The organism is Rhodohalobacter sp. (assembly GCF_034521535.1).
Classification (GTDB): Bacteria; Bacteroidota; Rhodothermia; order Balneolales; family Balneolaceae; genus Rhodohalobacter.
This window is the reverse complement of sequence record NZ_JAXHMF010000005.1, coordinates 907,702-931,360: the sequence shown is the minus strand read 5'-3', so window position 1 is coordinate 931,360 and position 23,659 is coordinate 907,702. Positions and strand designations below refer to the sequence as shown.

The window sequence follows — 23,659 nt, the reverse complement described above, 5'->3', positions numbered from 1 at the left end:
ATCGATACTCTTATCGTAGACAGTCTTTCCTTTATCATTTTTCTTTCGCTCCTTTTTGAGGAGGTTTAATGATATCAGCAAGACGGTTTCCATTTTTCAGATCTTCGGCCAAGGTTTCCAGCGTTCTGGTTTTAAAAAGATCGTACACTTCCTCTCTCATCTTGTGATACTCATCATGGATCGGACACGGATCATTTGGATCACACTCTTTGTATTCAATTCCGCACTGAGTAAAAATGTCCAATCCATCTATGGCTTCCACAACATCCACAATATGAATTGAATCTGCCGGCCTGCTGAGCTTAAATCCGCCTGTAGGCCCCTTCATAGAAACCAGCAATTTTTGTTTCACAAGTGATTGCAGAATCTTGCTCAAAAAGTGTTTTGGAATATGCTGCTTTTCTGCAATCTCGCTCAGCTCCACATTTTTCTCTTGTGAAGAGTGGCAAGCGATATAGAACATCGCCTGTAATCCATAATGGCAAGAGGCTGAAAACATTCTGATTAATCTTGTTGGAAATTGATGTTCAGACTTTGATTAAATTTTCACAAAAAAAACCACCTTCCTTTTTGCTTAAATCTCACCTCATCTCTTAGATACCCTTTATATAGATATTTAGATAATAAACTCTAAAATTAAAGTAATAAAAAAGAATCCACATTACAACTTCAGTGTAAAACATTTTACGAAATTACAAGCTGCTAACTCAAAGATATCAAGGTATTTAAAGATACCTGTATCTTTAATTGCACAGGGTTTAATCCTTGTTTAAAGGTTTTCCCAGGCTCACAATGCTGTCTCCACTCTCGATATCCTCGGAAAGTTCAAGAAGTGTTTTGTTTTCAAACAGTTCGCGGATATTATTTCGTACCTGCTTGTATTCGTTATGAATCGGGCATGGGTGATCATCATCACATCTTTTAAAGCCAATTCCGCACTGTGTAAATACATCCAGGCCGTCAATAGCATCAATCACTTCGATCAGTGTGATATCATCTGCGGGGCGGCTCAAGCTAAATCCACCGGTTGGCCCTTTCATAGAATTTAGCAATCCATTTTTTACCAGCATCTGCAGAATTTTACTGAGAAAATGCTTGGGTATATCCTGTTTTTCGGCAATCTGCCCCAGATCTACATTTTTATCATTTGTAGAGTGCAGCGCTATATAAATCATGGCTTGCAAGCCATAGTGACATGAAGTCGAGAACATTTTGATCTGATTAGATATTAAGGATTGGATTCACTCCTTTGTTACATCCTATCTTAGGCTGGGATATAACTATTTTAGAGCTGAATATACAAAATTGCCTGTGCAAATAATATCAAGCTTTTTTTAAAATGCCGTTTACTGCTCTTCAGCTAACGAGCCCCAGGCTTTTTCAATCACAATTTCTCTGACTTTGTCTGCCGTATCAGTGCAATATTTCACATGATTTACACTGTTACAGAAAAATATGTCGTCTCTGGTTTCGGTCACTTCCACTTTCGACTTACAATGAACATTGGAAAAATCGATTTCCACTGCTTTTGAATCGAACTGATTAACATACTCCATCATCTGCTCCATTGTGAGTTCCTCTTCGGGTGTATCACCGTTTTCTTCCGTATAAAGCAGATACAGACAGTAAATAAATCTGTAGAGTGCACTTCTTGCAAATACACATACAGAGTAGTTCACTACATCTTCGGCCGGTTTATAGAGTTCATTTCGGGCATTGTAAAGCTCAGAATCAGCCTGTTTGAATAACTCTTTGATTTTATTGTTACTCATAATTCTTGGGTCTTAAGTTAAGCGATAGCTTGCATTCTGAACTTTTCCTTCTACTTACATGCCAAACATTTGAATAGATTTACGAGCCATATCAAATATTGGAGTGAAGTAAACTCCAAACAGCAGTGTCGGTATAAGCAACAGCATCAGAATAATTTTCGTACCGGCATCAAATTCCAGTTTTCCGGCACTCTCTTCGGGTTTAAAGAAATACATGTTTCGAACAACCCGGATATAGTAAAAAAGTGAAATCACCGTGGTAATACCGGCGATCAAAACCAACCAAATCCAGCCCGCACTTACTGCCGCGCCAAAAATGTAAAGCTTGGCAATAAATCCTGCTGTAGGTGGAAAACCGGTTAACGCCACCAGAAATACAGTCATAGACACACCCATCAGGGGAGCGCGATGGCCCAGGCCTTTGTATTCTTCTATAGATTCCGTTCCCGTTTTATTTGAAAATAACATCGCAACGTAAAAGGCTCCCAGATTCATAAACAGATAGACAAACACGTAGATCATGATTGCTGATAAACCTTCGTTTGTCAAAATTACAAAGCCCATCAAAATATAACCGGCATGAGCAATGCTGGAATACGCCAGCATTCGCTTAATATTATCTTGCCTCAAGGCAGATAGATTACCCACAATCATTGCCAGTGCGGCAAGAAGGGCCAATATCATATTCCAGTTGAATCCATCCAGCATACTCCAGATTGCAACGGTTTCAGATGCGTTCAGCTCGAAGAATGATATTCTAAAAAAGCGAATGGTCATTGCCAGCGCAGCAATTTTTGATGCTACCGACAAGTATGCCGTTATGGTAATCGGTGCCCCCTCGTACACATCAGGCGCCCAGAAGTGAAACGGGAACGATGGCAATTTTAAACCCAAGACCGGCAATCACCATGATAATGGATATTGTGAGCAACAAGGACTGATCAAGCCCACCGGCTAACGCCTCATTTATTGCATAGATATCGGTAGCACCTGTCAATCCTACAAGCAGTGAAATTCCGTAGATCATAATGCCTGAAGCCACAGAGCCATAGATGATGTACTTCATCGATGCTTCAGATGATTTATCCGATTTCTTTGTAAATCCAACAAGAACGTAGGAGCTGATACTGGTCATTTCGAACGCCAGATACATCAGCAGTAAATTGGTTGAACTGACCATCAGAAACATTCCCAGAACCATCCCGGCCATCAACATGTAATATTCGCTGATGCGATTTGAGTACTCATCCAATTCGCGAGACTTCATTGAAAACAGGATTACAAATATCGTGGCAAGCGTAATGAGTAGTTTAAAATAGAGAGCAAACGGATCTACAGCTATCATGTCGAAAAATATCGAGCTGCTCCAGCCGGTTTGAGCCATCAGCAGAAAACCCGTTATAATCATGCCGGCCAGCAATATCCACCCACCGGTATGCCCTTTTCGTTTAATAAACAGGTCCCCGATGATGATCGCACAGAGGGTCACCACAATCGCTATCTCCGGGTAAAAATGGATTATGCTATTTAAAATATTGTCAACCATGTTCAAGAATCTCTTCTAAGTTAGTCGCCCTAACGGGCATTTAATTTCTTTGATGACAAATTTGTTACCCACCGTTTGTTACAAACTCCACAAGATGACTCAGTGAGGCATTCATCAACTCAATGGCCGGAGCCGGATAGATTCCGAGCAGTATGATGAGGATGATGAGCGGCACGAATGCCAGCATCTCACGCAGAGTCAAATCTTCAAGAGATTTATGCTTCTCCTGCAGGTTGCCCAAAAATATTCTCTGAATTGTCCAGAGGATATATCCGGCTGTAAGAATGATTCCGAATACCGAGATGATTGTAATCCACCGGTACGCTTCAAATGCGCCGAGGAATGAGAAAAGCTCACTCACAAATCCATTCAGTCCGGGCAGGCCTAATGCCGCAAACAGGCCGACCATGGCAATTCCGGTATATTTCGGCATCTGATTCGCAATACCGCCAAAGTCATAAAGTCCGCGTGTGTGTGTTCGATCGTAAAGAACGCCTACCGCGAGGAACAGAACAGCTGTAATAATACCGTGGTTAAACATCTGCAGCACACCGCCAACCATACCCTGGGTGTTCAGCGCAGCAATACCGATCACTACAATCCCCATGTGGCTAATGGATGAGTAGGCAATCAGCTTCTTGAAATCGTCCTGCGCCATGGCACAGAAAGCACCGTAAATAATACTGATCATCCCCAGAGCCGCCATCAGGTAGACAAAGTATTCGGTACCGTCGGGGAAGATTGGGAAACTGATTCTCAGGAGACCGTAGGTTCCCAGTTTCAGCAGAACACCGGCCAGAATTACACTGATCGGAGTTGGCGCTTCCACGTGGGCATCGGGCAGCCAGGTGTGGAATGGAAAGAGCGGAATTTTAATCGCAAAACTAATAAACAGCGCAAGCCAGGCTACATATCGCCATGTGGTATCCACACCCGATAGAATTGAACCGTCAACGTAGTTCTCCGGGTTCATCATGTGCAGCATGTTAAAGGTGTGAACCGACTCTCCCGTGGCTGCATCTGTATATGCAACACTAAAGTAGAGAGCAAGCATCACCAGCATCATCAACACTCCGCCGAAAAATGTATAGAGGAAAAACTTTATAGCTGCATATTCACGTCTCGGCCCGCCCCAAAGTCCGATCAGGAAGTACATCGGCAGCAACATCACTTCCCAGAAGATGAAAAAGAGGAAGAAATCGAGCGAGACAAACACGCCCATCATACCGGTTACAAGAAGCAGATAGAGAGCAAAGTAACCTTTGGTCATCTTCTCAATATTCCAGGATGAAATAACCCCAATCAAACCAATTATAGATGCCAGGATCACCATCAACACGCTAAGACCGTCAATTCCCAGGAAGTAGTTTATTTCTATCCTGCCAACCCAAGGAACCGCATCTACGGTAATCCAGCTAAATTTCTCCACAAACTGGAAGCTTTCCGCCTCGTTGATTCCCACCATTGACCGGTCAAACAGACTGTAGATCACACCGGCCAACACAACCTGTAGCCCCGTTACTGCAGCGGCAGTCCATCGTATTGCTTTTTTACTTTGATCCGGTAGGAGCAGTATGATGATCATTCCCACAATGGGGAGAAATACAATCCATGTCAAAATACCGATGCCAAACAATTGAAATTCCATATTCTTAGCGTTCCATTAAGGTTTTCTTTTTATACTCTTTTTCAGAAATCATTCGAATTAAATAAACAACAGAAACAGCACGATAAAGCTGAAAACGATATAGACGATGTAGGTCTGCACCCTTCCCGTTTGAAGCTTCCCGAATACCTTTCCACCAAACTGAGAGAGCCATGCCGTAAAGTTGACCAGGCCATCGATCACGTTGGCATCAATCCAGTTGCTCACTGTCGAAAATCCGCGAACTACCACTGCCGAACCGTTCACAATGCCGTCAATAATCTTGTCATCAAACCAGTGAAGCATTTTAGAAAGCCCAACCGTACCGCTCACAAAAGCTTTGTTATAGACCTCATCGAAGTACCAACTATTTTGTGAACCTCTGTAGAGGAATCCGGCTTTTTGAGCCAACATTTCTGCACTGACAGACTTCTTGCTATAGACAAAGTAGGCCAGCAGAATTCCTGCACCGGCAATAAGTATCGACAGAATCATTACAAGCGTGTGAACACTGTGAATAGCCTCATAAAACACAGCCCAGGTTGCAGGCTGCATCATTTCCGGTACAATACTGACCGGTCGCTCTATCGCGCTGTAGAACCATCCCGATGCTGCTCCAATCGGATTGAAACTGTAGAAGAAAAAGAGGGATAAAGCCGCAAGCACCATCAGGGGTATCGTCATCACTTTTGGCGACTCCTTGATGTTTGAGATGATCGACTCATTTGCCGGTTTACCGTGGAAAGTGAGTATCAGCAGCCGGAACATGTAGAAAGCCGTAAGACCTGCTACCAGAAATCCGATCAGCGGCAGCAGCCAGTGTCCGTTGAGAGTACTGAATGCCATCGTACCGGCCAATATCTCATCCTTGCTTAAAAATCCTGATGTAAGAGGAATACCGGATATTGCCAGTGTAAAAATCAAAAATGTCCAGTATGTGACGGGCATCTTCGATTTCAGTCCGCCCATATTTCGAATGTCCTGCGCGTCGGTTTTATGGTCGTGCTGATCGTGCAATACCTTATGCATGGCAAAAATCACACTACCGGCACCGAGGAACAGACCTGCTTTAAAAGCCGCATGTGTTACCAAGTGCATAAATCCGGCAGTGAACGCCCCAACTCCCAGCGCCATGATCATATAACCAAGCTGACTGATGGTGGAGTATGCCAGTACTTTTTTAATGTCGTATTGGGTAATCGCAATCGAAGCCGCAATCAAAGAAGTAATTGCACCCACGTAAGCGATAACCAGAAGCGCATCTGCTGTGAGCATCGGAAACACCCTGGCAACCAGGTAAACACCGGCGGCAACCATTGTAGCCGCGTGAATCAATGCACTGACCGGAGTCGGGCCTTCCATCGCATCAGGCAGCCAGACGTGCAGTGGAAACTGTGCAGATTTACCAACCGCGCCACAGAAAATCAGAAGCCCTGAGGCTGTCAGCCATCCCATGCTGTCGTATGGAAGCTGGCCTGAACCGATCGCTTCAAAAAGTCCTTCAAAAGAGAGTGTCGCATATCCGGTAAAGAGAATCATGATACCGATAAACATTCCGAAATCACCAACCCGGTTTACAATAAATGCTTTATTGGCAGCATTGGATGCTGATTTTTTCTCATAATAGAATCCGATCAGCAGATAGGAGCTTAAACCCACCAACTCCCAGAAGATGTACATCAAAAGCAGGTTGTGAGTCAGTACAATACCAAGCATGGAGAATGAGAAAAGTCCCAGGTAGGCATAGTATCTCGAATAACGCTTCTCCCCTTTCATATATCCCATTGAGAAGAGATGAACCAGCGTGCTCACCAATGTTACAACAACCAGCATTACAACCGTGAGGTTGTCAACCATGATGCCGAACTCGATGGCCAGGGTCCCAACCATCATCGCATCGGTAAAAACAATCCAGTTAAACACCGAAGTTATGGTTTCGTCCGGACTCCCCGTCACTTTCAATATCAGCATTACGACTGACAGGATAAGTGTTACGAAAAGCAATCCTGTTCCAAACCAGTCTCCCTGTCTGGGCAGTCGTTTACCTGAGAAGATCAATACAATAAATCCCAACAGTGGCAGGAGCAGTATGAGTAATGATAATTGTATAAACATTTGAAGTTCTATATCGTGAAAATTCTCAGTTTCGCAGTCACTATCCTTTCAGGATATTCAAATCATCCAGGTTGATAGTATTAAATCGATTAAAGACGTTGAGTACTATAGCCAGCGCAACCGCTGCTTCAGCCGCGGCAATAATGATGACAAACATCCCGATCATCTGGCCGTCCAGCGACAGATCCGTAAAGCGGCTGAACGCCACAAAATTGATGTTGGCTGAGTTCAAAATCAGCTCCACTCCCATCAACACCATGATGATATTCCGTTTTGTTATCACAGCCATTAAACCAAGTGCAAAAAGAATAGCACTGACAATCAGAAAGTGCGTTAAAGCGGGTTCAGCAAGCCACTGTATAAAGGTTGATTCCATCACTAATTCGTGTTTTCCGTTGATATTCTTGTTGACATCAGTATGGCACCGATGATGGCAATCAGCAGCAGAACGCCAATCACTATAAATGGCAGGATGTAACTTCCCATCAGCATCATTCCCATTTCATTTACCGTTTCCGTTCGTTCAATAGGCTCAACCACGTTCCAGCCGGTTTTTACGAAAGCGTAGATCAGAAGCCCGCCGGCTGCAACAGAGAGCACGGTTCCCGGCACAATATTTACGGTTACCGACTTGAATGTATACGTGTGTCCCTGCCCTGTAAGCATGAGTCCGAACAGGATTAAAATCAGAATACCGCCTACATAAACAAGCAGTTGAGTGGCGGCAAGGAAATCAGCATAAAGAAGCACATAGATGGCGGCAACACCAATCAGAGTGAACATCAGGGCAAACGCCGAGTACACTACATTTTTTGAGAACACCATAACACAGGCTGCTCCAATTGTGACCAGTGAAAAGAGGTAAAAAAGTATTGCTGTTAATTCCATGATCCCCTACTCCTTATCGTCATTTTCAGAGTTCTCATTTTTAGAATCCTCTTCGTTTGTTTCATTCTCCTTATTTGCCTTCTCTTCAGCCGCTTTCTTCTTCTCTTCCAGCTCTTTCTTTTTCTTCTCCTCAGCCTTTTTACGCATCATCTCCTCTTTCTCCTTCTTTTTCCGCTCGGCTTCTTCTTCAGCTTTCTCTTTTACCTCTGCAACCATCTCGGGAGAAAGATTACTGAAATGAAACACAAAATTGCTTCTGTCAAACTCTGAGTATTCATACTCGGGAACCATATTAATACAGTCGGTCGGGCACGGATGCACACAGAGATCACAATACATACATTTGGCCATGTCGATATTAAATCGTGTAAGCCAGAATCGCTTTGGATTTCCGGTTGAGGTTTTTCCAAGATCCACATCGTCAGTGGCTTTTACCGTCTCGATATCAATACAGTTGACGGGACAGGCCCTTGCACAAAGATTACAGCCAATGCAATCATCGATATTCACATAGAGCTGTGCCCGTGCACCCGGCGGAAGTTCCTCCCTCTCATCGGGATATTGAAGAGTAACCGACGGCTGAAACAGGTGGCGCATCGTAATGCCCATCCCTGTAAAGATCGATTTGAATGTCAGCCAGCCTTCTTTTATTGGGTTTACCATTGTCTTTAGTTTCTCAGGTTTAGAAAATCATTTCCCACAGCGCAACCAGAATAAGGTTGACAAATGAAAGAGGTATCAGAATGCTCCAGCAAATGTGCATCAGCTGATCCACACGGTATCTTGGAAGCGTCCATCGTATCCACATCATCACAAATACCAGCAGCAAGCCTTTGAGCATGAACCAGAAGAATCCCCAAATAGGACCTGCCATAAATTCTCCGAACGGACTGTTCCATCCGCCAAAAAAGAGCGTTGCACCCAGAAGTGAAAGCAGCAGCATATCGGCATATTCAGCGAGCATAAACATCGCCCAGCGCATACCGGAATATTCGGTTTGATATCCCCCTACCAGTTCCGATTCCGATTCCGGGAGATCAAACGGTACCCGGTGCGATTCAGCCAGAATGGAGATGAAAAAGATGATGAAAGCCACAATCAGAAATGGGTTCTGGAAAATAAACCAGTTGGGTAAAAATCCGAGAATGTCGTTACCGGATTGCATCTCGGTTACGGTCATCAGGTTCAGGGAGCCGGCTACAACAATCACGGTGAGTACGGTAGCAATGGTTGGCACTTCGTAGCTCACCATCTGTGCCGCACTTCTCATCCCGCCCAGAAGTGACCATTTGTTGTTGGAGGCCCAACCCGCCATTATCACACTAAGCGTCAGAATGGAGGTTATGGCAAGCAGATAAAAAACACCCACATTGATGTTACTGCCGATATACCCGGGACTAAACGGTATGACGGCGAATGCCGCATATGATGCCGCAAACATCATAAACGGTGCAAATTTAAATAGAAAGCGGCTTGAATCCGTTGGGATAATATCTTCCTTCTGGATCAGCTTCAGTAAATCCGCAATGGATTGCGCCCAACCGTGAAAACCGCCTACCCGCATCGGTCCCAGCCGGTCCTGGATAAAACCGGCAATTTTACGTTCACCCCATATTGCCACCAACGCGTAAACCAGAATGATGGTTAGCGGAATGGCTGCATGTATAAGTATCGCAGTCAGCGGAGCCATGATATTTCCAATCGTTTCAAACATGTGCTATTGATTTTGCCGAAGCGTTCAAATAATTAGATTTTTAGATATTTTTGTCCTATTAAATCTCAAAAAAAGGCCACTACCTGTCCACCTCTCCAAGTACAATGTCGATACTTCCTACAATGGCTACCATATCAGCAATAAGTGCTCCTTTTGATATTGCCGGCAGCATACTCAGGTGCACAAAACTTGGCGCCCTTGCTTTAACCCTGTAAGGAGATCCGCCACCGTCGCTGATGATGTAATAACCAAGCTCACCGCGAGGAGTTTCTGTTCGCACATAAATCTCCCCACTTTTAGGACGAATACGTTTGGGTATTCCCTCTTTTACATCCCCTTCATTGGGCATGTCTTCAAGAGCCTGTTCAATAATTCGCAGACTCTGTTCCATCTCGCGAACCCGTACAATGTATCGATCCCAGCAGTCCCCTAAGGTTCCTACTTCTCCTTTCCCTACCGGAATCTCAAAGTCGAAACGGTCGTAGATGGAGTAGGGATCATTTTTTCTGAGGTCCCACTCCACGCCCGAACCTCTGAGCACCGGGCCGGAAGCCGCATAATTCAGCGCAACTTCTTTAGGTATTATTCCAATATGAGCTGTTCTGTCTATAAATATTTTATTGTAAGAGAGCAGGTCATTCAGCTCCTTTATTTTTGGCCTGAATGTCTTTACAAAATCAGCCGTGTCTGATTTGAAATCGTTTGGGATGTCTCTCATCAAACCGCCAACAGCCATGTAGTTGTAAAGCAGACGAGCACCGGTTGCTTTTTCAAAAATGGATAAAATCTTCTCCCTCTCCGTAAAGCAGTAGAGAAACGGAGTAAAAGCACCCAGGTCCAAACCGAAAGTACCAATTCCCAAAAGGTGACTGGCAATTCGCTGAAGTTCAGCAACAATCACCCTCATATATTCTACACGTTCCGGCACTTCCACTTCCAGCAATCTCTCAAGGGCGATGACGTATCCATGCTCCTGATTCATTGCGGAAACGTAATCCATCCGGTCTGTATAGGGAATCACTTTCGTATAATCTTCTACAGATTCGGCGTACTTCTCAAAACATCGATGAAGGTAGCCGATATTTGGCCGGCACTTCTTAACCATTTCACCGTCCAGGGTCAGTTCCAACCGGAGAACACCGTGAGTTGACGGATGCTGAGGCCCCATGTTGATGACCATCTCGCGGTTGTCATTGCCTGTATCTATAATTTGTTCTTCAATCATGGTCAGTTCTTTTTACTCGTTAGGCAGTCGTTGGCATTCCCTGGTAAAATTCCTGTGGCTCATAATCTTTTCTCAACGGATAGCCTTCCCAATCCTCAGGAGTTAAAATTCTCTTTAAATTCGGGTGATCGTCAAACATCACACCCACCATTTCCATCGCTTCGCGCTCGTGCCAGTCTGCCGTTTTCCAGACCGATTCCACCGATGGTACGTTTGGCCGGTCGATGGGCACTCTTACTTTAAAAGCCATCGAGTGTCCAAGAGTGGTTGAGTGCACATGATATGTAACACCCAACTCTTCCTCTTTTGCGTAATGAACTCCGCTCAGACACATCAGTGTATTAAAACGAAGTTCAGCAGCGTCTCTCAAAAACTTTGCAATCTCTTTGATTCTATCGGCCGGAAACTGAAACCATGGCTGGCCCACATCCCCTTTCATAAATTCAACAGAATCCTCACCGAGCTGCTCTTTTAATAAATCGAAAATTTCTTCTTGCTCTTTCATCATCAGGACTCTTTTTCAACTTCTGCGTTAGCGCCTTTTTTCTCAGTGATTGTTTCACCCGTAATTTTTTCCTGCAGCTTCATAAAACCCTCCAGAAGTGCTTCGGGTCTTGGCGGGCAGCCGGGTACATATACGTCAACCGGAATCACCTTATCCACGCCTTTCAGCACGTGATATCCATGCTCCCAATAGGGTCCTCCACAGTTCGAACACGAACCCATACTGATTACATATCGCGGTTCAGACATCTGCTCATAAAGGCGTTTTATTCGCGATGCCATTTTCATTGTTACGGTTCCGGCTACAATCATTACATCGGCTTGTCTTGGTGATGATCTCGGGATGATTCCAAACCTGTCGAAATCATATTTAGATGCGGCAGTTGCCATCATCTCTATCGCACAACAGGCAAGGCCAAATTGTTCATACCAGAGTGAGTTCTTTCGAGCCCAGTTCAGAGCACTCTCCAGATTTACAATGATGATGTTACTGTCATGGTATTTTTTATCAAGCATTCCCATAATCGAACAGTGCTATAATTTCTTGTATTCTATTTAAGCCGATTTTTTAAGCGATTCAGCCTCAGATTCTTCCATCACACCAACCCCATCTACATATGTTGGCCGAACGGGTTTGGGCAGATCCCATTTTAACTGGCCCTTACCTAACTCGTAGATAAAACCGATAAAAATGAGAAATACAAAGATGAACATCGCCCAGAAAGCCAGCCAGCCGACATCCTTAAATACAGTTGCCCACGGAAAGAGAAGCAAAATTTCTACTTCGAAAATCAAAAACATCAACCCGATGATGTAAAACCGGTTGTTAAATTGAACCCGGGCATTACCATACGGAATTTCACCGCACTCGTATGTTAAAAGCTTTTCAGCATTAGGCCGATCGGGGCGAATCAGCTTCGACACAAATAGTGCCACTCCGACAAACAGAGCGCCGGTCACCAAAAATAGCAGTACGTAACCAAAATCTTCAATCATCTGTTTTTGATTTGTTCTATTTCAAATTCAAATTATGATATTTATACCTATTTATCCAAAATAAATTTCAATAAGCTTTAAATCTCTACCATTTTATTGCGATACAGAGGTTAGCTGTAATCGAATTACGTATAAATACTGTCCTTGCTTTACATATTTAGGTACTATTTTGACGTTTCAAACACTGCACCAAAATATTCCAATTCTCGTCATTACTTACCTACTATTCTTCTTCTCTACCTCATCTTTAAACGCGGATTCTTTCTACTTTACGTTCCAATTGGGATTTTTATACCTATTTATCTAAATTAAAACATAAAGCACAATAATATTAGTTATAGATCAGTAGGCAGATTGTATAAAATCAGGTATATAAGCACCCTATAATCCATACGCATACTGTTCTCATTCAAATGTTTATACCCATGGAACATGTAAGCGTTTTACTTATCGAGCCTGACAAGAATCTTGTAAACTTACTCTCTGAGTTGATTGATGACGATAAAGACCTTGTTTTAGGTAAAGCTTTAACCACCCATCAGGTAGATAGCATCGAAAAGTTGGTAGAGGAAGTCCGGCCGGGTGTTGTTGTTCTGGGTATAGATAGGCTGGAGTCAAAAGAGATGGAGATATTTCACTATTTAAGAAAAGAGCACTCCTCCCTTCCTATTTTAGTATTGACAAATCACAACCGTGCTGGAGCTGAAATAGCCCTTTACACCATAAAAAAAGGAGCTGTTGAGTATTTCGTTAAAACAACCAAACTGAGTGGTACTATCCTATCCGACGAACATTTTAATGGCAGACTGATACCTGTTTTAAAAGCTGTCCCAAGGTTAAATAAAAATGTTCTTGTTTCGGGTACCTTTGTGGATGAAGCCGTTAAAGCTGTTCAACATGTTCCAAATGATTTTTTCAACGACGCCGAAAACAGAATAAAACTGCTTGTGATTGCTGGATGCCTTGGAGGAGTTCCCTCCTTGTACATGCTTTTATCGTCTTTACCTGAAAATCTACCGGTTCCGGTAATTGTAGTTCAGCATATGCCGGAGATTTATACGCAAGTGCTGGCTGAGCAACTCAATGAAATATCCGCACTTAATGTGGTTGAGACAACCAATGGTATAGAGTTGCAACCGGGAACTGCATATATCACCCCGGGAAAATATCACGCGTCTACCAGAACCATTATGGGGAAAAAAGTTATTACCCTTCACCACGGTCCCAAGGTTCATGGATTCCGGCCATCTATTGACGTACTTCTGCAATCAACGCAAAACACATATCAAAGCAATGTATTGGCTGTTTATTTATCAGGCGGCGGTAATGACGGTATTGAAGGCGCCAAGGTGATCGATTTTACAGGTGGACAAATCATCGTACAGAACAGTAACTCCTCCCTCCTGGCTGATCTGCCTTGGAAAATTGAGTCGATGGGTCTGCATGAAGGTTCCTACCCTCTGGATAGGCTGGGGTACGAGATCTGCAAGAAAATAAGAGAAGGGGCTTACAATAAAGTCCATTAAAAGCAAAGTATAACCGGTTATGCTTGTCTGATTTCTCTATTATCAGGACCTGTAGCGGTAAATCGCTAACAACCCCAATACCGGGCCCGGCAACAGCGCCAAAAACACAAGCGTCGACTGAAACTGCACCCATAGTATATTCAGTAACTGCAGGCTCACAATCGTCGTGGCAAACCCGATACTATTTACAATCGTCAGACCGGTGGCCACATAGTCTTTATCCGACGAACGGGCAACCATCGTGGAGAACTGCGGAGAATCCGAAACCACAAAAATTCCCCAAATGACCAGCAGACTCAAAAACAGAACTTCATTTAAGTGAAAGAGAAATGGAATCAACAGACAGAAAAGCCCGGATATGTAAAGTGAAACTTTTGTTACAAACTGACTGCTCTTCTTAATCGCAAAGTGTCCGCCAACCGCACAGCCGATAGATCCGATACCTATGATAATGAAAGAGAGCAGCGAAACTGAAGCGCTGAGATCTCCGTAGCCGGATTGATAAATTATCAGGATGACCGGGACAAATGCCCAGAACGTATACAGCTCCCACATATGGCCGAAATAACCGAAGGCTGATGCCCTGAAATTCCGGTCTTTGAAGAGACTCGAAATCGTCCCCGGTTTGAAGATTCCCTTTTTACTGCTATATGGGCCGTCTGGAACCAAAACGTACAGTATCACGCCGCCAAAAGTTGCAATTCCCGAGGTTGAAATCAGTATAAACTTCCAGGGTAAATCGCCGGACAGATCCCGAATCAGGTGTGGTAACGCTGTCCCCAATACGAGAGCGCCAACCAGGTAACCCAATGCTTTTCCCAACCCCTCGCGGTGCCAGTCGGATGCAATCTTCATTCCAACCGGATAGATTCCTGCAAGAAAGAATCCGGTAAAAAACCGTGTCAGAAGCAGTGTGAAATATCCTGTACTGAAAACAGCTAACAGATTTGCAGCTGAACCGGCAACGGCACAAATCAAAAAGACTAACGAAGGTGAAAATCGATCCGCCAGACTCATATAGGCAAAGAGAAGCGTGCCACCAATAAAACCGAACTGAACCGCTGAGGTTACGTGCCCTACGGCTGCATCAGAAAGCTGCAATAGCTCGGTCAAATCAGGCAATACCGCATTTCCGGCAAACCAGAGCGACGTTCCCGCAAACTGTGCAAATACGATCACAGGTAAAATTCGCGACGGAACCTGCATTGTATTTACTGTATTCTGCTCCATATTAATTTTTGGCTGTATAATTGCGTCAGAATATAGGAATATCAAAATGAGTTTCCATTTTATTCAGGGATCTGTTATTGTTGAACCCGACTGGCAACAATAGAAAAATCAGTGTCTAATAAAAATTGGATTTACAATGAGAAGTCTTCTTTTGGCTATCATTTCAACAACATCACTTTTTTTAGCGGCATGCGGTACGGATAGCAATGTTTCGACGGAAGTCATATCAGATGAACCCGGCACGCTGATTTGGGGAGGATCTCCGGCTACAGATGGAAAAGGCATTCTATTAGAAACAGCAGATACCACTTATGGAGCTCCGGGATCCTATGAAGATTACGATGAGTATTTCCCGGAAAATGAGAATTCTGTTGAAGTCATCGCCGATTTTTTGATAACCGGAGAAGAAACTGCAAAAGGATGTGAAGTAAAGTTTCCTGAAATACGCTTATTAGAAATAGAAGTGATAGAATAACAACTCCAACCTATTTTAAACGACATCAAAATGAAAATCTACCGACTTTTAATACCTCTGCTGTTCTGCCTGATATCCATAAACAGCGGTTTTGCACAAGACTACTCGATGCCGGAAGTCAACATTTCGGCATCCATTCAGGATGACGGTACCGTATTGATTGAGGAGAGCAGGACCTACAATTATCGTGGTTCATTCAGCTGGGCCGATTATCGGCTTCCGAAACAGGGCTTCAGGGAAATCAAAAATATTCAAGTTTCGGAATCCGACAGCATCTACATCAACGAAAACAGTGAAGAGCCGGGTACATTTTCTGTTTCTGAATCAGATGACCTGATTGTGATTAAGTGGCATTATGATGCGACAGATGAAGAGCGAACTTTTACCCTTCAATACGAACTTGAGGGAGCTATTTCAATCGGTCCCGAATTCAGTGAATTTTATTGGATTTTTATTGGTGACGGTCGTGATAAAGTAATGGGCAGTTCCGATGTGACTGTTCAGCTTCCCGGTCAGGTTTCTGCTGACTCTATGTACAGCTGGAATTACAGCTCAGCCTCAGATTCAGAGCTGATTGAATCTGAATCATTATTTACTCTTTCTTCCGGAAGAGTAAATAGAAATCAAAATGTCGCAATTCGCGCTCTGTTCCCCACATCTGTGTTTCAGTCTGACTTGATTGAGGTCACCGATCCAAACCTCGACCTGGATGAAATTATTCAGGAGGAGGCGGAGTATGATGAGATGCTTCAAAGGCAGGCCGAACGGGATGCGTTTTTCGCTGAGATAGCGATGCCGGTTACGATTCTGCTCTCTCTGCTCAGCTTGGGGATATTTTATTTCTCCTACAGCCGGTATGGCAAGCGTCACTCCACAGCAACCATTTCCGACCGGGAGACCGTTGTGATCCCGGACCGCACTCCGCCCGCTATTATCGGCAGGCTGATGTCATCACGCCATTCGACCGGAAATCATCTTGTAGCAACTATTTTTGACCTCGCCCGGCGTGGATGGTTTAAAATTGAGGAGCAGGAAAAGGAGTCCTCTTTCTTTTCTTCCGGGAAAAGTGAGTTTCAAATTTCCATTCCTAATGAACTGCCTGAGGAGGATTTACCGAAGTGGGAGCAGATGGTTGTTCGTTTCGTTAAGAACCAGATTAATAATGGCAATGATTCATTCGTAAAACTGTTTCAAAGCAATAGCTCGAAAGTTGCAAAATGGTTCAATTCCTGGAAAAAAGAGATTAAACAGGTTTTTGATGAAAATGGCTGGATTGATCAGAAAAGCTACACCGGGGTTTATATCAACATTGCAGGACAGATTATCATCGATATTGCAGCAATTGTTTTGCTGATTTTAGCCGGGCCTATAGCCATCGCAGCTATTTTGATAGCATTTATTTTTATGGTTGCATCAATGGCAATTATCAGGCACACAAAAGAGGGCGAAGAGAAATTCCAGCGATGGAAAGCCTATCGGGATGGTTTAAAAAATGCGGATGAAAGAACTCTTCGAATGGAGATTGTGGATCATCACTTTATCTATGCAACCGCTCTTCATCTCACCAAAAAGGAGTTAAATACTCTGATTGAATCTTCGTACGATTCCGGCAGCAATAACCACTTCCCCTGGATTGTTTTGATGGCAGGTTCTACACATACGCCGGCAACGGTGGCTTCTTCCATTTCTACTTTGGCGGCAACAAGCAGCGCCTCATTTACGGGAACGACCGGTGGCAGCGGTGCGTCAACAGGATCAGCCGGCGGAGGAGCTACCGGCGGTGCCGGGTAATTTAGACTGAAAGCGAGATGATGGCGGTTTTAATGCCACGGAAATTTCCGTGTACTTCCGTGCTTCCGTGGCTTATAAATTTACTGATACGTAATTGGATAAGTTGTGAGTAGCAATTAATTAACCTTTAATTTCAAACATGTCTGAAAATAAATTCTCATTTTCATATGCTTTCTTTATTTCAACTTATCCTGAACAGGTTTTTTAGTTTGAACTCAGATATTTTTCTCGCAGAGTTGCGCAAATTATTCCGCTGATCTTCGCAGAAATTTTGCGTAAATCTGCGGTGAACTCAGCGTAAATCTGCGAGAAAGACAAAGCCTCAATTATTGAAGACAGTCTACCAATTCTCCTTTTCCTGATTTGCAGGTTTCCGCTTGGCAATCTCTTCCCGAACGGCCGGTGCAACTTCCGTAGCAAACAGTTCAATCGATCGAAGCAGCTTTTCATGCGGCACGCTGCCCACACTCATCTGTAGCAAGAAATCGGTCGTGACCAAAAATCTCATGCTGATAGAGGATCTTATCAATAATTTGTTGCGGACTTCCCACCGCATTTGCACCGCGAAGCGAGCAGGACGCTTCAAACTGCTGACGACTCATCGGCGGCCATCCCCTCTCGCGTCCGATCCGATCCATGGTCAGTTTAAACGCCGGGAATGCAATATCATACGCTTCTTCTGAAGTATCAGCGATAAACCCGTGCGAATTGATACTCACCGGCAGTCGTCCATGACCGTACTCTTTCGCTGCCCGTTCATGAATCTGAGTCATCTGCTTGAACTGTTCCGGGTATCCCCCAATAATAGCGATCGCCATTGGAATCCCCAGCTGTCCGGCCCGGTAGGCTGACTTGGGTGTACCACCGACGGCTCTCCATACGGGAAGCTTTTGCTGTATCGGCTGAGGATAAATTCCTCTATCGTCTATGGCGGGTCTGTAATTTCCGCTCCATGTGATCTTCTCACTTTCCCGGAGTTTAAGCAGTAGTTCCAGTTTCTCTTCAAAAAGCGGTTCATAGTTGTTCAGATCATATCCAAACAGAGGAAACGATTCGATAAAAGAGCCGCGACCAACCATGATCTCCGCCCTGCCCTTCGAAATTAAATCAATCGTAGAAAATTGCTGATAAACCCGGACAGGATCCTCGGATCCAAGAACCGTTACCGAGCTGGAGAGACGAATGTTATCCGTTCTCGCAGCAATGGCTGCTAAGATTGTTGAGGGGGAAGATGAGACGTACTCCTCCCGGTGATGTTCCCCGACTGCAAAAACATCAAGACCAAGTTCGTCTGCCAGCTCTGCCTCTTCAAGCAGATTCTGCATTCTTTGCTCATTACTCAGTTTCCCACCCATTTGAGGGTGTGGCGTGTTCTCTGCAAAGGTGTAAATCCCAAATTCCATAGTTAAAAATCAGTTCGTTTATTTTTGTTTAATATTAAACAATATTCGGACTAATTTCCATTCCTTCCGACTCACCCCTGTCCCCTCTCTACCCGTAGAGAGGGGTACGCTCTAATTGAATTAATTACCGGGAACTAGGTTTTCAATTTCAAACTTAGTGTTGTGGTTCCCCCTCTTTACGAACGAAGAGAGTAGAGAGGGGGACAGGGGGTGAGTTCGGAAAAGGTGATTTTAATTGAGCCGGCTTGTGTCCCAAAACTTGACCATTTCATCGAATTTATTTAATTCTCATTCAGCCTTGTAAACCACAAAAAAGAGAGCATCGAAATGATTTCAAGAAAGAGAATCACTGGACTGGCAAGAGAACTCCGTAAAAATTCCACTCCTGCAGAAAAAATGCTTTGGGCTGAATTGAGAAATCGACAAGTCAACGGAGTAAAGTTTTTAAGACAACATCCATTGATTTACGAAGAAGACCGTGGCCAACTTCATTTTTTTATTGCTGATTTCTATTGTGCTGAACACAAGCTGGTGATTGAACTGGATGGAAAAATCCACGAAAAACAGAAATACTACGATCGTGAAAGAGATCTGATTATTGAGAAACTTGGATTGAAAGTCGTCAGATTTAAAAATGAAGAGACCGTTGAAATGGATCAGTTGATTGAGAAGATTAAATCCCATTTTTAATTCACGTCTTTTCGGACTCACCCCTGTCCCCTCTCTGCAAGCAAAGAGGGGAACGCTCGAATTAAATTGTGTATCAGCGATTTCAATTTTCGGTTACAAAATTAGTTTTGTGGTTCCCCCTCTTTTTGAACGGAGAGAAAAGAGAGGGGGACAGGGGGTGAGTTCAAAATCACCCCGTAATCTTCCGCTTCACAGCCCTTCCAATAAACCGAACCTTTTCACGCAGCGGAAACCTTCCCAAATTCGTTTTCACGATTCCCTTTGTAAAGCGGGTTCGCTTCGAATAATCAATATTCACATCCACGATAACCGGAACGCCTTCAGGTGCGGCTCTCAGTGCTTGATCAATAATTATTGGGATGTCGCCATCATCTTCTATTCTATAATACCCTGTCCCGGTTGCCTGCGCAATTCCCTCGATATCAAGCTGACCCAATTGCGTACATACTTTCCGGTTGTACGGTATCTCCTGTCCCTGAGAGATTTGAGACAGCTCCCCATCATTAAATACAAAAACAACCACTCCCTGCTTAAGTGACGTAGCAGTCAGTAGCTCGAGTCCGGTCATCAGAAATGCACCGTCACCGGCGATCCCCACCACCTGTTTATCAGGGTTTCCAAGCTTGGCTCCAATGGTTGCGGGCACACAGTATCCCATGCAGTTAAAATCAGTCGGACAGATAAAATGCCGGGGCTTTCGTACCTCAAACAGTTCTGCAGTCAGAAAGGTGTGGTTCCCGTCATCTGCAACTAAAATTGCATCATCCTTCAGCTGATTTCTAAGCGCTTTAAAGAACAGCGCCGGATTGACCCTGTCGCCTTTCAGCTCCTCTTTCCATTCATTAAAGTAGTTTTCTTTTTCTTTTCGGATGATATTTCTGACTTCCTCTCCCCGGCCTCTCCCTTTGTTTTCATCATCCAGTTTAAGAAGCAGCTGATTAACGACTTCCGATGCATCGCCATGTATCGACACTTTGGCCGGATAGTTTTTATTAAATACATCGGGGTTAATATCCACATGAATCAAGTTCTCCGGCACCTTCATTCCAAAACTACCGGTTGGAATCTCTCCGAATCGTACGCCGATCGCCAACAGGCAGTCACACCCCTCAAACGCTTTTTCTGAAGCGGGAACTGCATACTCGCCGATTCCCATCCCCGTATGAAGCGGATGATTTCCGGGAAAAGAGCTCAACCCCTGAAGTGAGGTTGCCACCGGTGCATTCAATCTTTCTGCCAGTTTGATCAGCGACTCCCCGCAGTTAGCGGCACCCCAACCCACAAAGAGTCCGGGCTTCTTCGACTTCTCCAGAAGCTTAATCGCCTCATCAATGGATGCGCCATTCGGTTTCGGGATTTGAACGGTTGACGAGTATTCTGGCAGTTCATCTATCTCTCCGGAAAAGAGCTGCAGGTTGACCGGTATTTCCACAAAGACAGGACCGGGTTCACCGGATACAGCTGTTTCATAGGCTTGATAAATCGTGGATACGATATCGCGATGATTCTCAACCTTCCAGCTCTCTTTGGTGATACCGGCCAGAATCTTGTGTTGATCAATGTCATGCAACTGATAGGCTCTTCCTGTGTCATTTCGAATACCGCCTGAAATCACCAGCATCGGTATTCCATCCAAATACGCCTCCCCGATTCCGCTCATGGCATGTGTCATTCCGGCGGCCGGGACAATCATCATGCACCCGATGGAGGATGAAGTACGGCTCATCGCATCGGCCATAAACGCGCCTCCCCCTTCGTGTGTGACAAGAATCGGCTCAATCTGTTTTGATTTATTGAGCTCATCATAAATTTCGGTATTGTGAACTCCCGGAATTCCAAATGTGTGAGTTACCCCAACCTGTTCCAAGGCAAATACTGTAAGCTGTGCACCGGTCTTTTTCATGATGTTTCTCATTTTGATTGCTATTGGATATTTACCAATAAGTTCATTTTGAACTTTCCCATCCTTTCCAAGGAGGGGATTAAGGGGTGGTTTGTACTACAAAACTAATTCCGAGAAATAACATAACTTCTTTTCAATAAATCATTATGCTTTTCTCGCTGAGTTTCGCAGATGAACCCGCAGAGTTCCGCTGATATTCTGCGAAAATATGCGTAAAACTTTGCGGTAATCTGCGAGAAATAATTACCGGATCCTTTTTAATAATCAATTTTTTTGGTGATATAAGTGCAATATCCATCAAACCACTCTTGCCGACTCTTTCCCCGCCACTCTCCCGGTCAGAATACATCCACCCAGAAATGTGCCTTCCAGTGATCGAAGCCCGTGAATTCCTCCCCCACCAAATCCTGCCGCTTCTCCGGCTGCGTAGAGACCTTCAATCGGATTTCCGTCGGGTTTCAGCACCCGGCTCTGCAGATCGGTCTGGATCCCACCGAGGCTTTTCCGGGCCAGAATAAACTCCCGAATGGCTATCAACGGATATGCTTTTGAATCATCTATTTGTTGGAATTTACAGGTTCTCAGTCTGTCCCCAATAAACTGCCGCAGATGGGCAATTCGCCGGAGCTGATCATCATTCATATACTTCTTGCCACGGGCGATATTCTCATCATACGACCGAATTTCTTTCTCGAGCAGATCTCCATCAACCGATTGATCTCCATTCAGTTCATTCATCTTCTGTGCCAGCTCTCTAACCGAATTAGCCGTCACAATATCGATGCTTTCATTCAGCAAGCGATCGGTGAGCGGCTTGTTTCCAAACAGAAGCGTCTTGATCACCTGCAGTCGTTTCTTATCCCTGAAAGCGGTCATATACTCCGATCCGGATACCGCCAGCTCGCGCTCCATAATTTTCCGGTTCATCACCTGCCAGGAGTATTGCCCCGGCTGTTTGCAGATCTGCTCAACCAGAAATCGCGTGTCATAAGAAGTGATCAATGGAACCGGTCCGATTCGTTCTCCGTGAGCATTCACCCAAAGCGCCGATTTTGGCGGAATCAGGCTCAGCCCGTGATGAGGTTTTCTCGGGTTTGGATGATGAATTCCCGCTGCATAGTGAAACTGCTTCTCCAGATGGGTTACATTTCCGCCAGCTTGTTCAACGGAACGATGCATATCACCATCGGCATATTTATGGGAGCCTGTCAGCATCTTCTCCGGCGGTTTACCCCATGGTTTATACCAGTGCTTTCGCACCAGATCCAGATCCCCGCAAATGCCGCCTGCCGCAATGATCACCGCGCCTGACTCCGCCCGAAATTTTGTTTGATCCGTTTCGATCACTCCAAAACATCCGGTTCACTTTTCCATCCGTGGTTTCCAGATCTTCCACTTTGTGATTGTACCGGATCGTCAGATTATCCCGGTTTGGATGCTCGTTCATGTGATTGATCAAAGCCTCCATCAACCCGTGCCCCGTTCCCCATGTAATATGCCAGCGCGGCACGGAGTTGCCCGGTTTATAGAGCCCGCGCTCCGGCCAGTTGACCATCGCCAGAAATGAAACCCCGCGATCCTTCAGCCAGTGATAGATAAATTCCAGAGAGTTTTGAGTATAGAACTCCGCCCATTTTTTTGGCCAATGGGCCCCCTCCTCAAACTCAGCGAATGAAGTCCAGTCTTTCAGTGCAAGGTGCGGTGAATCATCAATCTTCATTCTCTTCTGCTCGGGTGTGCCAATCATGCAGATGCCACCGAATGACCACTTGGCCAACCCGCCCAGATTTCCCTCATCATCCCGGTCCAGAATCAGAACCTTCTTGTTTTGATCGAGCAGTTCAATCGCCGATACAATTCCGGCAATTCCTCCGCCAACAATGGTTACATCCGCTTTGTAGCTTTTTACAGACATATCTCACTACTTATTCTTAAATGGACCAATATTTGAAAACAGAATCCAAAAGGATATCAGGAAAACCACAAAGAAACCTAATGATACAGGCGATCCAAATGATAAATCAAACTCCGTAATATCCTGTATCAGACCGGCAATTACTCCGCTTGTAAAGCCGGCAGTGACTACTGTCAGTCCAACGCGCAACAGCCGGTCAATAAAATCTGTATTTGGATATTTTTCTGTTGAAAGCAGCTCTTTTACTGAAGCGTCTTCTTCTCTCGAGTGATCTTCATCGATACTATTTAGGCTTTTTGAACTCCTCTTTTCCATAGAATT

General features: G+C 44.5%; 24 protein-coding genes and 1 pseudogene. 4 read left to right on the top strand and 21 right to left on the bottom strand.

Going from position 1 to position 23,659, the window contains the following annotated elements:
* Positions 1–34 precede the first annotated feature (34 nt).
* From U5K35_RS11100 to U5K35_RS11030, 15 genes are all read right to left on the bottom strand, one after another.
* Positions 35–499: an Rrf2 family transcriptional regulator gene (locus U5K35_RS11100; RefSeq protein WP_322571529.1), complete on the bottom strand. Its 465-nt coding sequence runs from the start codon at positions 497–499 to the stop codon at positions 35–37.
* Positions 500–758: 259 nt separating this feature from the next.
* Positions 759–1,211 carry an Rrf2 family transcriptional regulator gene (locus U5K35_RS11095; RefSeq protein WP_322571528.1) on the bottom strand — a complete coding sequence of 151 codons (453 nt, stop codon included), beginning with the start codon at positions 1,209–1,211 and terminating at the stop codon, positions 759–761.
* Between the two features lie 135 nt (positions 1,212–1,346).
* Positions 1,347–1,772, bottom strand: a complete 426-nt coding sequence (locus tag U5K35_RS11090; protein WP_322571527.1) for a hypothetical protein — start codon at positions 1,770–1,772, stop codon at positions 1,347–1,349.
* Between the two features lie 54 nt (positions 1,773–1,826).
* A complete protein-coding gene (locus tag U5K35_RS11085) occupies positions 1,827–2,618 on the bottom strand; it encodes an NADH-quinone oxidoreductase subunit N (RefSeq protein ID WP_322571762.1) in 792 nt (263 codons plus the stop codon).
* Between the two features lies 1 nt (position 2,619).
* On the bottom strand, positions 2,620–3,318 hold the full coding sequence (locus tag U5K35_RS11080) for an NADH-quinone oxidoreductase subunit N (RefSeq protein ID WP_322571526.1): 699 nt from the start codon (positions 3,316–3,318) through the stop codon (positions 2,620–2,622).
* Between the two features lie 64 nt (positions 3,319–3,382).
* Entirely contained in the window at positions 3,383–4,966 is a 1,584-nt protein-coding gene (locus tag U5K35_RS11075) for an NADH-quinone oxidoreductase subunit M (RefSeq protein WP_322571525.1), read from the bottom strand.
* Positions 4,967–5,023: 57 nt separating this feature from the next.
* A complete protein-coding gene (gene nuoL / locus U5K35_RS11070; protein ID WP_322571524.1) occupies positions 5,024–7,078 on the bottom strand; it encodes an NADH-quinone oxidoreductase subunit L in 2,055 nt (684 codons plus the stop codon).
* A 40-nt stretch (positions 7,079–7,118) separates the two neighbouring features.
* On the bottom strand, positions 7,119–7,454 hold the full coding sequence (gene nuoK, locus U5K35_RS11065) for an NADH-quinone oxidoreductase subunit NuoK (protein WP_322571523.1): 336 nt from the start codon (positions 7,452–7,454) through the stop codon (positions 7,119–7,121).
* 2 nt (positions 7,455–7,456) lie between these two features.
* On the bottom strand, positions 7,457–7,966 hold the full coding sequence (locus U5K35_RS11060; RefSeq protein ID WP_322571522.1) for an NADH-quinone oxidoreductase subunit J: 510 nt from the start codon (positions 7,964–7,966) through the stop codon (positions 7,457–7,459).
* Between the two features lie 6 nt (positions 7,967–7,972).
* Positions 7,973–8,629, bottom strand: coding sequence for an NADH-quinone oxidoreductase subunit I (locus U5K35_RS11055; RefSeq protein ID WP_322571521.1), 657 nt, complete (start codon positions 8,627–8,629; stop codon positions 7,973–7,975).
* A 19-nt stretch (positions 8,630–8,648) separates the two neighbouring features.
* The gene (nuoH, locus tag U5K35_RS11050; RefSeq protein WP_322571520.1) at positions 8,649–9,680 is read right to left on the bottom strand and encodes an NADH-quinone oxidoreductase subunit NuoH; all 1,032 of its coding nucleotides are present in this window, start codon (positions 9,678–9,680) and stop codon (positions 8,649–8,651) included.
* A 79-nt stretch (positions 9,681–9,759) separates the two neighbouring features.
* Positions 9,760–10,905, bottom strand: coding sequence for an NADH-quinone oxidoreductase subunit D (locus U5K35_RS11045; protein ID WP_322571519.1), 1,146 nt, complete (start codon positions 10,903–10,905; stop codon positions 9,760–9,762).
* 19 nt (positions 10,906–10,924) lie between these two features.
* Positions 10,925–11,413 carry an NADH-quinone oxidoreductase subunit C gene (locus tag U5K35_RS11040; protein ID WP_322571518.1) on the bottom strand — a complete coding sequence of 163 codons (489 nt, stop codon included), beginning with the start codon at positions 11,411–11,413 and terminating at the stop codon, positions 10,925–10,927.
* On the bottom strand, positions 11,413–11,931 hold the full coding sequence (locus U5K35_RS11035; RefSeq protein ID WP_416221612.1) for an NADH-quinone oxidoreductase subunit B: 519 nt from the start codon (positions 11,929–11,931) through the stop codon (positions 11,413–11,415). The genes U5K35_RS11040 and U5K35_RS11035 overlap by 1 nt, the downstream gene beginning before the upstream one ends.
* Positions 11,932–11,964: 33 nt before the next feature.
* Entirely contained in the window at positions 11,965–12,405 is a 441-nt protein-coding gene (locus U5K35_RS11030; protein WP_322571516.1) for an NADH-quinone oxidoreductase subunit A, read from the bottom strand.
* 425 nt (positions 12,406–12,830) lie between these two features.
* On the opposite strand from U5K35_RS11030, the gene U5K35_RS11025 reads away from it, so the two are divergent.
* Positions 12,831–13,931, top strand: coding sequence for a chemotaxis protein CheB (locus U5K35_RS11025; protein ID WP_322571515.1), 1,101 nt, complete (start codon positions 12,831–12,833; stop codon positions 13,929–13,931).
* A gap of 42 nt (positions 13,932–13,973) precedes the next feature.
* Here the strand turns inward: U5K35_RS11025 and U5K35_RS11020 are convergent, their stop codons facing one another.
* Positions 13,974–15,161, bottom strand: a complete 1,188-nt coding sequence (locus tag U5K35_RS11020; protein WP_322571514.1) for an MFS transporter — start codon at positions 15,159–15,161, stop codon at positions 13,974–13,976.
* Positions 15,162–15,297: 136 nt separating this feature from the next.
* On the opposite strand from U5K35_RS11020, the gene U5K35_RS11015 reads away from it, so the two are divergent.
* Together U5K35_RS11015 and U5K35_RS11010 are read left to right on the top strand one after the other, a co-directional pair.
* On the top strand, positions 15,298–15,636 hold the full coding sequence (locus U5K35_RS11015; protein ID WP_322571513.1) for a hypothetical protein: 339 nt from the start codon (positions 15,298–15,300) through the stop codon (positions 15,634–15,636).
* Positions 15,637–15,666: 30 nt separating this feature from the next.
* The gene (locus tag U5K35_RS11010) at positions 15,667–17,427 is read left to right on the top strand and encodes a DUF2207 domain-containing protein (protein WP_322571512.1); all 1,761 of its coding nucleotides are present in this window, start codon (positions 15,667–15,669) and stop codon (positions 17,425–17,427) included.
* A gap of 340 nt (positions 17,428–17,767) precedes the next feature.
* On the opposite strand, the pseudogene U5K35_RS11000 reads toward U5K35_RS11010, so the two are convergent.
* Positions 17,768–18,830: pseudogene (locus U5K35_RS11000) on the bottom strand (Atu2307/SP_0267 family LLM class monooxygenase).
* 327 nt (positions 18,831–19,157) lie between these two features.
* Between U5K35_RS11000 and U5K35_RS10995 the strand changes: the two are divergent.
* Positions 19,158–19,520 (top strand): endonuclease domain-containing protein, encoded by a 363-nt coding sequence (locus U5K35_RS10995; protein ID WP_322571509.1) that lies wholly within the window; start codon positions 19,158–19,160, stop codon positions 19,518–19,520.
* Positions 19,521–19,689: 169 nt separating this feature from the next.
* Here U5K35_RS10995 and U5K35_RS10990 read toward each other — a convergent pair whose 3' ends face one another.
* From U5K35_RS10990 to U5K35_RS10975, 4 genes are all read right to left on the bottom strand, one after another.
* Entirely contained in the window at positions 19,690–21,423 is a 1,734-nt protein-coding gene (locus U5K35_RS10990) for a thiamine pyrophosphate-binding protein (protein ID WP_322571508.1), read from the bottom strand.
* 297 nt (positions 21,424–21,720) lie between these two features.
* Positions 21,721–22,770: an FAD-binding protein gene (locus U5K35_RS10985; RefSeq protein WP_322571507.1), complete on the bottom strand. Its 1,050-nt coding sequence runs from the start codon at positions 22,768–22,770 to the stop codon at positions 21,721–21,723.
* On the bottom strand, positions 22,664–23,338 hold the full coding sequence (locus tag U5K35_RS10980; RefSeq protein WP_322571506.1) for an FAD-dependent oxidoreductase: 675 nt from the start codon (positions 23,336–23,338) through the stop codon (positions 22,664–22,666). The genes U5K35_RS10985 and U5K35_RS10980 overlap by 107 nt, the downstream gene beginning before the upstream one ends.
* A 6-nt stretch (positions 23,339–23,344) precedes the next feature.
* Entirely contained in the window at positions 23,345–23,653 is a 309-nt protein-coding gene (locus tag U5K35_RS10975; protein WP_322571505.1) for a hypothetical protein, read from the bottom strand.
* Between the last annotated feature and the right edge of the window lie 6 nt (positions 23,654–23,659).

Bases quoted from the DNA above. Each gene is read 5' to 3' on its own strand.
- U5K35_RS11025 (WP_322571515.1), top strand. From the start codon at position 12,831: ATGGAACATGTAAGCGTTTTACTTATCGAGCCTGACAAGAATCTTGTA.
- U5K35_RS11030 (WP_322571516.1), bottom strand. From the start codon at position 12,405: ATGATTGAAGATTTTGGTTACGTACTGCTATTTTTGGTGACCGGCGCT.
- U5K35_RS11040 (WP_322571518.1), bottom strand. From the start codon at position 11,413: ATGATGAAAGAGCAAGAAGAAATTTTCGATTTATTAAAAGAGCAGCTC.
- U5K35_RS11075 (WP_322571525.1), bottom strand. From the start codon at position 4,966: ATGGAATTTCAATTGTTTGGCATCGGTATTTTGACATGGATTGTATTT.
- U5K35_RS10990 (WP_322571508.1), bottom strand. From the start codon at position 21,423: ATGAAAAAGACCGGTGCACAGCTTACAGTATTTGCCTTGGAACAGGTT.
- U5K35_RS11020 (WP_322571514.1), bottom strand. From the start codon at position 15,161: ATGGAGCAGAATACAGTAAATACAATGCAGGTTCCGTCGCGAATTTTA.
- U5K35_RS11045 (WP_322571519.1), bottom strand. From the start codon at position 10,905: ATGATTGAAGAACAAATTATAGATACAGGCAATGACAACCGCGAGATG.
- U5K35_RS11080 (WP_322571526.1), bottom strand. From the start codon at position 3,318: ATGGTTGACAATATTTTAAATAGCATAATCCATTTTTACCCGGAGATA.
- U5K35_RS11055 (WP_322571521.1), bottom strand. From the start codon at position 8,629: ATGGTAAACCCAATAAAAGAAGGCTGGCTGACATTCAAATCGATCTTT.
- U5K35_RS11015 (WP_322571513.1), top strand. From the start codon at position 15,298: ATGAGAAGTCTTCTTTTGGCTATCATTTCAACAACATCACTTTTTTTA.
- U5K35_RS10975 (WP_322571505.1), bottom strand. From the start codon at position 23,653: ATGGAAAAGAGGAGTTCAAAAAGCCTAAATAGTATCGATGAAGATCAC.
- U5K35_RS11100 (WP_322571529.1), bottom strand. From the start codon at position 499: ATGTTTTCAGCCTCTTGCCATTATGGATTACAGGCGATGTTCTATATC.
- U5K35_RS11060 (WP_322571522.1), bottom strand. From the start codon at position 7,966: ATGGAATTAACAGCAATACTTTTTTACCTCTTTTCACTGGTCACAATT.
- U5K35_RS11090 (WP_322571527.1), bottom strand. From the start codon at position 1,772: ATGAGTAACAATAAAATCAAAGAGTTATTCAAACAGGCTGATTCTGAG.
- U5K35_RS11035 (WP_416221612.1), bottom strand. From the start codon at position 11,931: ATGGGAATGCTTGATAAAAAATACCATGACAGTAACATCATCATTGTA.
- U5K35_RS10980 (WP_322571506.1), bottom strand. From the start codon at position 23,338: ATGTCTGTAAAAAGCTACAAAGCGGATGTAACCATTGTTGGCGGAGGA.
- U5K35_RS10995 (WP_322571509.1), top strand. From the start codon at position 19,158: ATGATTTCAAGAAAGAGAATCACTGGACTGGCAAGAGAACTCCGTAAA.
- nuoL (WP_322571524.1), bottom strand. From the start codon at position 7,078: ATGTTTATACAATTATCATTACTCATACTGCTCCTGCCACTGTTGGGA.
- nuoK (WP_322571523.1), bottom strand. From the start codon at position 7,454: ATGGAATCAACCTTTATACAGTGGCTTGCTGAACCCGCTTTAACGCAC.
- U5K35_RS11095 (WP_322571528.1), bottom strand. From the start codon at position 1,211: ATGTTCTCGACTTCATGTCACTATGGCTTGCAAGCCATGATTTATATA.
- U5K35_RS11010 (WP_322571512.1), top strand. From the start codon at position 15,667: ATGAAAATCTACCGACTTTTAATACCTCTGCTGTTCTGCCTGATATCC.
- nuoH (WP_322571520.1), bottom strand. From the start codon at position 9,680: ATGTTTGAAACGATTGGAAATATCATGGCTCCGCTGACTGCGATACTT.